We start from the raw sequence: 11,710 nt of genomic DNA, 5'->3' as shown, positions 1-11,710 counted from the left end.
GTGGAGGGGTGTCGCCCTATCGATAGCGCGACACCCCTCCGTCAGGGCTACGCCCTGCCACCTCCCCTGCCAGGGGAGGATTTTAGGTAATTTACTCCCCCTTGCACCACGCAATGCCCCGCCGCAGCAGGTCGTAGAACACCGGCAGATCCCAGGCGCAGCGGTCGATGGTGGGCCACCAGTCGAGGAAGGGCTGCATGTCATAATGGCTGCGGCAATGGCCGAGCGTGTTGTAGAGGACTGCGCCTTCGCCCTGCGCCTTGATATATAGGACAGGGTGCCGGTCCTGCGCCCATTGATGCTCGTCGAAGCCGGTCGCTTCGCCGGCAAATTCGGTGTCGAGCAGGACATGGAGATCGCCATGCCGTTCCATCAGATACAGCTCGTCGGTCGTTTCGAACGGTTCGATGCCGCGGGTCAGCGGGTGATCGGGGTCGGCGACTTCGACCCGATAGGGGGCGATCGGCGGGTGGGCGATGAACTGGCTACCCAGTGTTTCCATCATCAACGGTGCCCAGCGCGGGCTGCCATACAAGCCATTGTCGAACAGGCGCAGCACCGAATTGGTGCCGTGCAGCGCATACCAGCGGCCGCCATCGCGCACCCATTGGCGCAACGCTTCCTGCGCGGGCAGGGGCGGCACCACGTCGCAGGTGTAGGTGATGAGCATGTCGGCGGCGAGGATGGCGTCGAGATTGCCATAATCCTCGAACACGCGAGTCCGCACGCGCGGGTCTTCGCCCAGCAGCTTCAACAACTCCAGCCGGGCGAAGTCCATGTCGTGATAAAGGCCGCCGACGATCAGCACGCAATTGATGCGGGCGGGCTGTGTCTCGCTCATGCTATCGTCCCCGCTTAATATTGCACGCCCTTGGTGATGCCGCCATCGATCAGGATGTTGGCTCCGGTCATGTAGCGGCAGGCGGGCGACGCGATGAAGGCGATCGCCTTGGCGAGTTCCTCGCCCGTGCCCATGCGGCCGAAGGGAATCTGCTGGAGGATGCCGTCATGGAAATCGGTCATATTCTTCTTGATATAGGCCCAGGGGCCATCGTCGGTGTAGATCGGGCCAGGCGAGACGCAATTGACGCGTAATCCCTGCGGCGCATGTTTCTGCGCCAGCGCGGCGCTGTAGTTGATGACTGCGGCCTTCAGCGCATTATAGGGCTGCGGCCCCATAAATTCCTCCAGCGCGCCAGTGGACGAGATGGTGACGATCGACCCGGCATCGGACTGTTCGAGCGCGGGTAGGGCCGCGTGGATGCCGCGCACCAGCGGCAAGATGTCGCCGTTCAGCACCGTGGTCCAGGCTTCGGGGGTGTCCACCCCCGGATTGACCGAGACGAAGGAAATGAAGATGTCGCAGCCGCCCAGTTCCTGCGCGGCGCTGCTGACCCAATTGGGGAAGGCTTCCGCATCGGTCACGTCCACCGACGCGCCGATACCGCGCACGCCGAGCGCCTGCACTTCGGCCACGACGGCGTCGACCTTGTCCTGCGTCCGCCCGCACAGCGCCACGTCGCAGCCTTCGGCGGCCAGAACCTTGGCGACGGCCCGGCCGATGCTGGCGTTGGCGCCTGCGAGAATGGCTTTGCGCCCCTTCAGACCAATGTCCATGACGGCATCCTTTCCTGTTCACACTGCATTTGCCCGCCTGTTTATCGGCAAAGGGGCGCCGCTGCACTGGCAAAAGCGTCAGGGGCGTTGGCGCCCAAGATATGACCCTTAGCGATTGTGAGAGGGGGACGGCGCGGCTTTTGCCGCTATGCTGCGGCCTTGAATGGAGGGTATATGGGGACGGATGCGATCAGAGTAGCGGACCATGTCAGGGCGCATGCCGCCGCGACGCCCGACGCCATCGCCCTGATCTTCGAAGGGCGCGAAACCAGCTATGCTGCGCTGGATAGGCAGGCGAGCCGGGTGGCCAATGGCCTGATCGCGGCGGGCTATGGCGTGGGCGATCGGATCGCCTATCTCGGCAAGAATCGCGACGATTATTTCGGTTTGTGGCTGGGGGCCGTGAAGGCCGGGCTGGTGATGGTGCCGGTCAACTGGCGGCTCGCCCCGCCGGAGGTCGCCTATATCCTCGCCGACGCGCGGCCGCGCTTGATCGTCGTGGAGCCGGAGTTTCTCGACCGGGTGACGGACAGCGCGGCGAGCATCCTGCTCACTGATGCAGGCGAGGGCCATCCGCTCTTTCCCGACTGGCGCGATGCGCAGGATGCCGCCGATCCGCGCCGCGATGTCGGCTATGACGAGGCGGTGCTGATGCTCTACACATCGGGCACCACCGGCAATCCCAAGGGCGCAATGCTGTCCAACCGCAGCCTGCTTGGCCTGCGCGCCTCGGTCCCTGCGGCGGAGCTGCCCGACTGGTATCGCTGGACGGCGCAAGATGTGTCGCTGATCGCGATGCCGATCTTCCATATCAGCGGGTCGGGCTGGGGGCTATGGACCTTGCAGCATGGCGCGACCGGGGTGGTTGTGCGCGAGTTCGACCCGACGCGGGTGCTGGACCTGCTCGTCACCTTCCGCATTACCAAGATCATGCTGGTGCCCACAGCGCTGCGCATATTGTGCGATCATCCCCAGGCCGCCGACACGGATTTCAGCTTCCTCAAGACCATCTGCTATGGTGGCTCTGCGATCCCGCTCGACCTGTTGCGGCAGGCGATCGCGGTGATCGGCTGCGGCTTCGCGCAAATGTACGGGATGACCGAGACGGCGGGGACGATCATCGGCCTGCCGCCGCAGGATCATGACCCGCAGGGCAGCGAGCGGATGCGCGGCATCGGCGTGCCATTGCCCGGCGTGCGGGTGCGGATCGCGAACGAGGCAGGCGAAACGCTGCCGGTGGGCGAGATTGGCGAGATCATGGTGGCGTCGCAGGCCTGCATGATCGGCTATTTCGACCGACCCGACGATACGGCGCAGGCGCTGGATGGCGAAGGCTGGTTGCGCACGGGGGACGCAGGCCGGATGGATGCCGATGGCTATCTGTATCTCGCCGACCGGATCAAGGACATGATCATCACCGGCGGCGAGAATGTCTATCCGGCGGAGGTCGAAAATGCGCTCTACAGCCATCCCGCCGTCGCCGATGTCGCGGTGATCGGCGTGCCGGACGCGAAATGGGGCGAGGCGGTGAAGGCGATCGTCGTGCCGGTCGAAGGAGAAAGGCCCGATCCTGCCGCGCTCATCGCCTGGGCGCGCGAGCGGATCGCGGCCTACAAAGCGCCCAAGACGGTGGAGTTCCGCAGCGACCTGCCGCGCAACCCATCGGGCAAGATATTGCGCCGCCTGCTGCGCGATGACTATCGATAGAATGCGATGACTTCGGGTCGAAATACTCAACCTCCGTTCGTTTCGAGCGAAGTCGAGAAACGCCGCGCAACGTTTCTCGACTTCGCTCGAAACGAACGGGTGGGGTTGAAGTCATCGCACCAACCGATTTGCCGCTAAAACCTGCGATTTCCGGCAGGTTCCGGTTGCGCGGTCTCCGCCTATCCTCTCACAAAACAGGATAAGGAGAGAGGTTTTGACCGCCAATTTTACCGGGCCGATCGAGGACCGGATCGCGATCCGCGAATTGCTGGAAACCTATGCCGATGCGGTCAATCGCGTCGATCAGGATCTTTGGGCGTCGCTCTGGGTCGAGGACAGCCATTGGGATTTGTCGCATTATCCCGAGCTGGGCGTCGTGTCGGGCAAGGACGCGATCGTCGCCCTGTGGGCGGGCGCAATGCCGCATTACCCCCAGCTCAGTTTCCTGGTGAATCCCGGCATGATCCGCGTCGATGGCGATAGCGCGGAGGCGCGGGCCTATTTTTCCGAAGTCTATGCCGAGCCGGAGACGGGCAAGGATAAGCGGGCGCGGGCCTGTTACAATGACAAGCTGGTGAAGCGCGACGGGCAATGGTTCTTCCAGAGCCGGTCCTTCACCATCATCCACCAGACCTGACAACAGGCGCTATTCCCGCCCGCTCGCTCTCCATGAGGGGGTAGGAATTGACCCGGCCGCTTGAGAGCGACCGGGTCTTTTTTGGCTTAGGCCTGAAGTCCCTGACTTTGAAATGACCGTTCGTGCTGAGTAGCGACTGAGCTTGTCGAAGGCGCGTATCGAAGCATCTGCGCCTAGCCCAATCCTTCGATACGCCATTTCGACTTCGCTCAATGGCTACTCAGGACGAACGGACCGATAGCATCGCAGCCGATCATTGCGCAGTCATGCCGCCGTCGATGACCAGTTCGGAGCCGGTCATGAAACTGGCGGCCGGCGCGGCGAGATAGACGATGCCGTCGGCGATTTCCTGCGGCGTGCCCATGCGGCCAAGCGCATGGCCCGCCGAAACGGTGGCGCGGGCGGTTTCTTCGTCGGGGAAGGCGCCGGTTTCGACATAGCGCGCGTAGATGGTGTCCATCATGTTGGTGTCGATGCCGCCGGGATGGACGCTGTTCACCCGGATCGGCTGCTTGAGCGCGGCATATTCCAGCGCGGCGCATTTGGTGAAGAGCCGCACCGCGCCCTTGGACGCGCAATAGGCCGACATGAAGGGCGCGCCCGCCAATCCCCCGACCGACGACAGGTTGATGATCGACGATCCGCCGCGCCGATCCGCCCCGCTTTTGGCCAACAGGTCGGCCATGGCGCGGGTGCCGAGGAAAATGCCCTCGACATTGATCTGCATGCAGCGGCGGAAGGTGGCGAGGCTGGTGTCGGCGATCGCGTCGGTGACGGAAATGCCCGCATTATTCACCAATATGTCGAGCCGCCCATAAGTGGCATCGACATAGGCCGCCAGCGCAGCCCAGCCATCCTCGTCGGTGACGTCGAGCGGGCGATAGTCCGTAGCGCCCGCCACGGTGGCCGTCTGCGCCATATCGGTGGCGATCACGCGCGCGCCCGCGTCGGCGAGCGCCTGGACAGTGGCGCTGCCGATGCCGCCGCTGGCACCCGTCACCAGCGCGACCGTGCCGGTCAAATCGAAATTGCTCATAAACTATCCTTCTGGTTTAGCGCGCGGTCCAGCCGCCATCGACCACGACTTCGCTGCCGGTCATATAGCTGGCGTCGTCGCTGGCGAGGAAGGCGACGACCTTGCCGATTTCGATCGGTTGGGCGAGCCGTTTGACCGGCGTGGTTTCGGCCATTTGCGCGATCAGTTCCTGCGCGGTCACCGTGCCGTCGCGTTCGGCCCAGCGCTCCATGCCCTTGCGCAGCAGGGGCGTGTCGACGAAGCCGGGATGGACGGAGTTGACGCGGATCGGCACGCCCGCATCGGCAAATTCGAGCGCATTGGATTTGGTGAACAGCCGCACCGCGCCCTTGGACGCATTATAGGCCGATACCTCACCCATGCCGACCAGGCCCATGATCGAGCTAATATTGACGATGCTGGAGCCATAGGGCGTTGTCGCGCCGGTCCGGGCGAGCATCGGCTGGAACGTCTTGGTGCCCAGAAATACCGTATCCATGTTGAGCGTCATCAGCCGCCGCCACGACGCCAGTTCGATATCCTGCACCTTGCCGGTCAGGTCCGCGCCGACATTGTTGACGAGGATGTCGAGTCGGCCATGATCGGCCTCGATGGCGTCGCGCGCGGCCTGCCATGCCGCCTCCTCGGTCGCGTCGAGGCGGAGGTAGCGGGCGTTCGGCATCGCCGCGAGAATGTCGGTGACGGGCTGGCTGTCGGGCGCGTCCAGATCGGTGATGATGGTGGTCGCGCCATCGGCTGCCAGGCATTGCGCGATGGCATGGCCAATCCCCCTAAGCGCGCCCGATACCAGCGCCACGCGTCCGTCCAATCGTCCTGCCATAGCCATTCCCTTCCCGTTCCGCCCTCACATGGGCGCGTCTTTTGCACCCCTGCTTGTCCGCCCTGCGCGCCTTTGCTTCACCTGCCGTTTTTTGCAGGTTCGCTCCTGGGACGATACGCGCATTGAGGGCCGACGGGCAGGCGTGCCGTTACGGCGTGCCACATCCCGATGCGATTTCGAGAATATAATCAGGTGAGGGTTTAATAATGACCAGGATTTTCGCGCAACGATCAGCTTATGCGATGGCGACCAGCGCCATGGCGCTGTCGATGGGCCTTGCCCAGCCGCTGTTCGCGCAGGATGTTGCCCCGCAGGCAGCGACGCAGGCGACGCAGGAAGGCGGCCTGACCGACATCGTCGTCACCGCGCGCAAGCGCGAGGAAAGCGTGCAGGATGTGCCGGTCGCCGTCACGGCCATTTCCGCTGAACTGATCCAGCGCCAGGATCTGACCTCGATCGAAAAGATCGCGGCGCGCACGCCCAACCTCAATGTCGGACGCGCCTCCAACGGGTCGGGCGCGCAGTTGACGCTGCGCGGGATCGGTTCGTCCTCCACCTCCATCGGCATCGAACAGTCGGTCGCGGTAGTGGTTGACGGGGTCTATTATGGCCAGGGCCGGATCATTAACGAAGGCTTTTTCGACCTTGGCGGCGTGGAAATCCTCAAAGGGCCGCAGGCCCTGTTCTTCGGCAAGAATGCGACCGCAGGCGTCATTTCGCTGACCACCGCCGATCCGACATCGACGCCGGAGTTCAAGGCGCGCGCCGGTTACGAGTTCAAGGCGCAGCAGGCGCAGGCCGAATTTGTCGGGTCCGGGCCGCTGACCGACACGCTGGGCGTGCGCGTCGCGGTGCGCGCATCGAAAATGTATGGCGGCTATTATCGTAACGTCTCGACGCCGATCGACTATCCCACCTTCGACATCGCGACGGGCGCGACCGGCTTTGCGGTCGCCAACCCCGCGCCGGAAGAACAGCCCGGCGAGAAGGAGCTGCTCGGCCGCGTCACGCTGAAATGGGAGCCGACCGACCGGCTGACCGCGACGCTCAAGGCGTCAGGTTCCTATAACAAGACCAACAACAACAGCTGGAACTATGTCGCCTATAATTGCCCCAGCGGCGAGAGCCAGCTCAACGGCTATGCCTGCGCCCGCGATTTCGTGACGCATCAGAACAAACTGCCCGCCGAGTTCGCGGCGCAGATCCCCTATGCCAAATCGGACGGCAGCCTCTATAATCGCTACAAGAGCTGGGCGGTTACCGCGAACATCAATTATGAGCTGGACGATGTCACGCTGACGTCGGTGACCAACTATAATTGGAACAACAACCGCTGGGCCTGCGCCTGCGATTTCCAGTCGAGCGTGGCGTCCAACTGGGCGACCGAAAATTCGACCTTCGACGCCTTTTCGACCGAGTTCCGGGCGCTCACCAGCTTCGACGGGCCGGTCAACCTGATGGTCGGCGGCTTGTATCAAAAGACCAAGCGGACCTTCGACCAATATATCGTGCTGGGCGGCCTGACCAACAGCGCCGCCGCGCCGGAGGATGAATATCTCGCCACGCGCAAGACCAGCTTCACCGATGGCGAGACGGTTGCCTTGTTCGGGCAGGCGACGTGGAAGATCGTGCCGACGCTCGAACTGGCGGTGGGTGCGCGCTACACCCATGAGACCAAGGACAGCCATTTCACCCAGCCCTATAATAATGCCGGTGTGGCGGCGATCTTCCGCGACCAGAACGACCCCGATGGCCTGGGCGTCATCACCGCCGATCAGACGTTCAACAACTGGTCGCCCGAAGCGTCGATCACCTGGAAGCCGGTCAACGGCGTGCTGGTCTATGGCGCCTACAAGACCGCCTATAAGTCGGGCGGCTTTTCCAACGGCGGCATCAATTCCAAGCTGTCGGCCGACCCGGTCGCCGATCTGACCTTCGATCCCGAACGGGCACGCGGTTTCGAAGGCGGGGTCAAGACGACGCTGGCCGACAATCAACTGCGCTTGAACCTCAGCATCTACAGCTATGCCTATAAGGATTTGCAGGTCGACTTCTTCAACTCGCCCATCTTCGCCTTCCAGACCTTGACCGCCGACGCGCGGACCAAGGGCGTCGAGGTCGATTTCGAATATGCGCCACGCGCCGTAGCAGGCCTCAACATCCATGGGTCGATCAACTATAACCGCGCCCGCTATACCAGCTTCCCGCAGGCCCCCTGCTATGCCGGGCAGAGCGTGGGCGAAGGGTGCAACATCGTGCTGCCGGGCGGCGGCGTGCGCCAGGATCTGAGCGGCCAGGCCTTGTCGGTCGCGCCGGAATGGACCGGGACGATCGGGGCTTCTTATGACACGCCGATGGGTAATGGGCTGATGCTCGGCCTGAATGCCGACGTGCGCTACAGCGGTTCCTATCTGCCCTCCGGCTTTGGTAATCCCGACTCGCGCCAGAGCAAATATGCGACGCTGGACGCGGGCATTCGCGTCGGGGCTGAGGATGATCGCTGGCAGGTGGCGTTGATCGGCAAGAACCTGACCAACCGCTTCTATGTGACCGGCGTGGTCGATGGTCCCTCGACCGGCGGCGCATCGGGCGGGGCAGTCCCCGCCCATGCCGACCAGCTGGGCTTTGGCACGCTGCCGCGCACAGTGATGGTGCAACTCAGCACCAGGTTCTGATAGGTTGCGCCCCCGGCCGATGGTCGGGGGCAGCCTTGTTTTGGGAGAGAGAGATGGACCCGCAACGCTATGCCGCCGTCAAGGCGATGGTCGAACAGATTTATGCGCTCACCGGCTCTGGCCAATGGGACGCGGCCGAAGCGATGATGACCGACGATTTCCGCATCGTCGAGGCCGACAGCCTGCCCTTTGGCGGGGAATATCTGGGTAAGGCGGCGCTGCGCGAACTCTATACCAAGGTGTTCAGCTTCTGGGACGATGCGGCGCTGGAAACCGGCGATGTCACGGTATCGGACGATCATGCGATCGTGATGGTGACGATCAAAGCGACGTCGCGGTATAATGGCGAGCGTCTGACCCTGCCGCTATGCGAAGTATTTCACCTGCGCGGCGACAAATTTTGCGGCATCACCCCCTATTATTTCGACACGGCACTGATCGCGCGGGCGTCCGGCACGCTGATGGCTGACTGAAGGACAAGGAAACGACATGGCTGATCTAACGGGCAAGGTGGCGCTGGTCACGGGCGGCACGTCGGGCATCGGACGCGCGACGGTGCAGCGGCTGGCGCGCGATGGCGCGCAACTGGTGTTCACCGGATCGAAGGAGGATGCCGCCGCGACCTTGAGCGCGGAGACGGGCGCGCGCTTCGTCAAGGCGCGGGTGCAGGAAGAGGCCGACTGGGCGCGGGTCGCGGACCTGATCGCCACCGAGTTCGGCCGACTGGATATCGTCTTTGCCAATGCCGGGACCGAAAGCAACGACGGCAGCGTCGAATCCATCTCGATGGACGGATGGAACGGCATCATCGGGGTCAACCAGACCGGGGTGATGCTGACCGCGCGCACGGCGCTGGGCTTGATGCGCGCCAATCCGGGCGGGCCATGCGGGTCGATCATCATCAATTCGTCCATGTCGGCGCATAAGGTGATGGGCAATTATATGGCCTATTCGGTGACGAAGGCCGCCGTGCTGGCGATGGCCAAGTCGATCGCCATCCACTGCGCCACGGAAAAGCTGCCGATCCGCTGCAACGCCATCTTGCCCGGCGTGGTGGAGACGGAGATGATCAGCGCGATCATCGCCAAGTCGCCATCGCCCGACGCCGCGCGCGCCGCTTATGAAGGGATGTCGCCGTTGGGCCGGATGGGCCGGGTCGAGGAAATCGCCGCGCTGGTGGCGTTTCTAGGGTCGGACGAAGCGGCGTTCATCTCCGGCGGCGAATATGCGATCGACGGAGCATCCACGGCGGGCATGACCGGGGTATAGGATCAGGCGGTGTCCGCCGCCTGCGCCCGGATCGTGTCGATCAACCAGCGCAGGCCGGGGTCATTGCTGCGCGTGACATGATATTGCGCCATTTCGACGAGCGGCGGGATCGGCACTGGCGGCGGGACGATTTCGATGGCGAAATTGCGCTGCATCAGATGCGCGAGCCGCCCCTGCATCAGCGTCAGCCAGTCGGTTTCCTGCAACAGCCAGGGCAGCATGGCGAAATTGGGCGCGGTCATCGCCACGCGCCGCTGGATGCCGATCCGGTCGAGATAGGCATCGCCGAAACTCGGCAATCGTTCCTCACCGATCGCGACCATCACATGCTCATAGGCCTGCATCGTCTCCAGCGTGATCCCCTCGACCAGCGCGGGATGGTCGGCCCGGCCGACCAGCCAGTAGCGATCCTCCAGCAGGAAGTCGGACGGTAGTTCGGGCGTGAGATAGGCTTCCAGTGTGATCAGCAGGTCGATATTGCCATTGTCGAGCAATTCGATCCGCCTCTGGCTGGGTAGGAGCAGTTCGACCCGCACACCCGGCGCGGCCGAAGCGAGGCGGGTGATCATCGGGAAGAGAACGGCGGTGGCGATATAGTCCGACGTCATGACCCGGAAGGTGCGGCTGGACGTTGCGGGATCGAAATGGCGGGAGGTCGCCACCACGCTTTCCATCGTCGCGAGCGCCGCCTGCACCTGCGGGATCAGCGTTTCGGCAAAGGGCGTCGGATACATGCGCTTGTTATGCGCGATCAGCAGGTCATCGCCGAAATAGGCGCGCAGCCGCGAGAGGGCGTTGCTCATCGCGGGTTGGCTGAGGTTCACGCGCTGCGCCGCGCGCGACACGCTGCGGTCGACCATCAGCGCGTCGAAGGCCACCAGCAGATTGAGGTCCAAACCCTTGAAACGCACATGCCTCTCCATTCACGATATGAATTGAATTGCATCAAAACAATCCTTTTATCAATCGTGCATAACCGCCCTATATGCTTGCGACGAGGTCGTCCGTGGACGAACCGACCCATCATTATCGGAGCAGGATCGCTATGAGCCGCGTCACTGAAATTCGCTTTGTCGGCTATGCCGTCACTGATCTGGAAGCCGAACAGAGCTTCTACCGCGACGTCTGGGGGCTGAAGGATGTCGGCATGCAGGATGGCATGCTGCACTTCGCCGCAGAGGGGAATGACGAACATCATGTCGTCCGCCTGCGTGCCGCCGAGGACAAGCGCGTCGATGTCATCGCCCTGGCGGCGGACAGCCGCGCCGATGTCGATGCCCTGCATCAAAAGGTGACGGAAGCCGGATGCCAGATCATCTTCGCGCCGCGTGACCTGACCACGCTGGGCGGCGGCTATGGCTTCCGCTTCTTCTCGCCCGATGGCCTGCCGTTCGAGATTTCTAGCGATGTCGCCCGCGGCACCGCGCGCGAAATGCACCGCTGGGACGGCGTGCCGCAGAAGATCAGCCACATCGTTCTCCATTCGCCCGATCACAAGGCGATGGTGCAATTCTTCGTCGATGTGCTCGGCATGCGGGTCAGCGACTGGCTGGGCGACTTCATGTGCTTCCTGCGTTGTAACAGCGCGCATCACCGGATTGCCATCTTGCCGGGGCCGGCCTGCCTCAACCATGTCGCCTATGACATGCTGACGGTGGACGACATGATGCGCGGCATCAGCCGCCTGCGCAAAAAGGGCACCGACATTTTGTGGGGTCCGGGGCGCCATACCGCCGGGAACAACACGTTCAGCTATTTCACGACGCCCAATGGTTTTGCCGTCGAATATACGTCGGAACTGGAAGAGGTCGATTTCGAGCATCATGTCGATCAGGTCCATGTGCCTGGACCGACCGTGATGGATCAGTGGGGCGTTGGCGTCGGCGGACCCCAGACCATGCCCCATCCAGAGGCCGACAAGGGCCTGTTTCAGCCAGTAGAGGTATAAG

The 11,710-nt window shown here is 63.2% G+C and carries 11 protein-coding genes; 6 read left to right on the top strand and 5 right to left on the bottom strand.

What is annotated here, in order from left to right; genetic code table 11:
• Nucleotides 1-91: 91 nt before the first annotated feature.
• Both OVY48_RS22675 and OVY48_RS22670 read right to left on the bottom strand, forming a co-directional pair.
• Entirely contained in the window at nucleotides 92-841 is a 750-nt protein-coding gene (locus OVY48_RS22675; RefSeq protein ID WP_313924560.1) for a ThuA domain-containing protein, read from the bottom strand.
• A gap of 14 nt (nucleotides 842-855) precedes the next feature.
• Entirely contained in the window at nucleotides 856-1,617 is a 762-nt protein-coding gene (locus OVY48_RS22670) for an SDR family NAD(P)-dependent oxidoreductase (RefSeq protein ID WP_037476054.1), read from the bottom strand.
• A 174-nt stretch (nucleotides 1,618-1,791) separates the two neighbouring features.
• Between OVY48_RS22670 and OVY48_RS22665 the strand changes: the two genes are divergently transcribed.
• Nucleotides 1,792-3,324 carry a long-chain-fatty-acid--CoA ligase gene (locus OVY48_RS22665; RefSeq protein WP_313924559.1) on the top strand — a complete coding sequence of 511 codons (1,533 nt, stop codon included), beginning with the start codon at nucleotides 1,792-1,794 and terminating at the stop codon, nucleotides 3,322-3,324.
• Nucleotides 3,325-3,538: 214 nt separating this feature from the next.
• Nucleotides 3,539-3,961 (top strand): nuclear transport factor 2 family protein, encoded by a 423-nt coding sequence (locus tag OVY48_RS22660; protein WP_313924558.1) that lies wholly within the window; start codon nucleotides 3,539-3,541, stop codon nucleotides 3,959-3,961.
• Nucleotides 3,962-4,214: 253 nt separating this feature from the next.
• Here the strand turns inward: OVY48_RS22660 and OVY48_RS22655 are convergent, their stop codons facing one another.
• Together OVY48_RS22655 and OVY48_RS22650 are read right to left on the bottom strand one after the other, a co-directional pair.
• Nucleotides 4,215-4,997, bottom strand: coding sequence for an SDR family oxidoreductase (locus OVY48_RS22655; RefSeq protein WP_313924557.1), 783 nt, complete (start codon nucleotides 4,995-4,997; stop codon nucleotides 4,215-4,217).
• Nucleotides 4,998-5,013: 16 nt separating this feature from the next.
• Nucleotides 5,014-5,817, bottom strand: a complete 804-nt coding sequence (locus OVY48_RS22650; RefSeq protein ID WP_313924556.1) for an SDR family oxidoreductase — start codon at nucleotides 5,815-5,817, stop codon at nucleotides 5,014-5,016.
• 206 nt (nucleotides 5,818-6,023) lie between these two features.
• Here OVY48_RS22650 and OVY48_RS22645 point away from each other — a divergent pair, with 206 nt between their 5' ends.
• The 3 genes from OVY48_RS22645 to OVY48_RS22635 are packed head-to-tail and all read left to right on the top strand — an operon-like array spanning nucleotide 6,024 to nucleotide 9,761.
• Nucleotides 6,024-8,492 (top strand): TonB-dependent receptor, encoded by a 2,469-nt coding sequence (locus OVY48_RS22645; protein ID WP_313924555.1) that lies wholly within the window; start codon nucleotides 6,024-6,026, stop codon nucleotides 8,490-8,492.
• Between the two features lie 53 nt (nucleotides 8,493-8,545).
• Nucleotides 8,546-8,965: a nuclear transport factor 2 family protein gene (locus tag OVY48_RS22640; protein ID WP_313924554.1), complete on the top strand. Its 420-nt coding sequence runs from the start codon at nucleotides 8,546-8,548 to the stop codon at nucleotides 8,963-8,965.
• 16 nt (nucleotides 8,966-8,981) lie between these two features.
• Entirely contained in the window at nucleotides 8,982-9,761 is a 780-nt protein-coding gene (locus OVY48_RS22635; RefSeq protein ID WP_096060520.1) for an SDR family NAD(P)-dependent oxidoreductase, read from the top strand.
• Nucleotides 9,762-9,763: 2 nt separating this feature from the next.
• Here the strand turns inward: OVY48_RS22635 and OVY48_RS22630 are convergent, their stop codons facing one another.
• Nucleotides 9,764-10,672: a LysR family transcriptional regulator gene (locus tag OVY48_RS22630; RefSeq protein ID WP_313924553.1), complete on the bottom strand. Its 909-nt coding sequence runs from the start codon at nucleotides 10,670-10,672 to the stop codon at nucleotides 9,764-9,766.
• A 134-nt stretch (nucleotides 10,673-10,806) separates the two neighbouring features.
• Here OVY48_RS22630 and OVY48_RS22625 point away from each other — a divergent pair, with 134 nt between their 5' ends.
• Entirely contained in the window at nucleotides 10,807-11,709 is a 903-nt protein-coding gene (locus tag OVY48_RS22625) for a VOC family protein (protein ID WP_313924552.1), read from the top strand.
• The last annotated feature ends 1 nt before the right edge of the window (nucleotide 11,710 follow it).

Origin of the sequence: Sphingobium sp. SA2 (assembly GCF_032227065.1) — a bacterium.
In the GTDB taxonomy this organism is placed as follows: Bacteria; Pseudomonadota; Alphaproteobacteria; order Sphingomonadales; family Sphingomonadaceae; genus Sphingobium.
The sequence above is the reverse complement of the archived record's forward strand: the minus strand, read 5'-3'. Positions and strand labels throughout refer to the sequence as shown.

Coding starts and splice junctions, on each gene's coding strand:
- OVY48_RS22635 (WP_096060520.1), top strand. CDS start 8,982: ATGGCTGATCTAACGGGCAAGGTGGCGCTGGTCACGGGCGGCACGTCG.
- OVY48_RS22645 (WP_313924555.1), top strand. CDS start 6,024: ATGACCAGGATTTTCGCGCAACGATCAGCTTATGCGATGGCGACCAGC.
- OVY48_RS22640 (WP_313924554.1), top strand. CDS start 8,546: ATGGACCCGCAACGCTATGCCGCCGTCAAGGCGATGGTCGAACAGATT.
- OVY48_RS22665 (WP_313924559.1), top strand. CDS start 1,792: ATGGGGACGGATGCGATCAGAGTAGCGGACCATGTCAGGGCGCATGCC.
- OVY48_RS22655 (WP_313924557.1), bottom strand. CDS start 4,997: ATGAGCAATTTCGATTTGACCGGCACGGTCGCGCTGGTGACGGGTGCC.
- OVY48_RS22625 (WP_313924552.1), top strand. CDS start 10,807: ATGAGCCGCGTCACTGAAATTCGCTTTGTCGGCTATGCCGTCACTGAT.
- OVY48_RS22675 (WP_313924560.1), bottom strand. CDS start 841: ATGAGCGAGACACAGCCCGCCCGCATCAATTGCGTGCTGATCGTCGGC.
- OVY48_RS22670 (WP_037476054.1), bottom strand. CDS start 1,617: ATGGACATTGGTCTGAAGGGGCGCAAAGCCATTCTCGCAGGCGCCAAC.
- OVY48_RS22650 (WP_313924556.1), bottom strand. CDS start 5,817: ATGGCAGGACGATTGGACGGACGCGTGGCGCTGGTATCGGGCGCGCTT.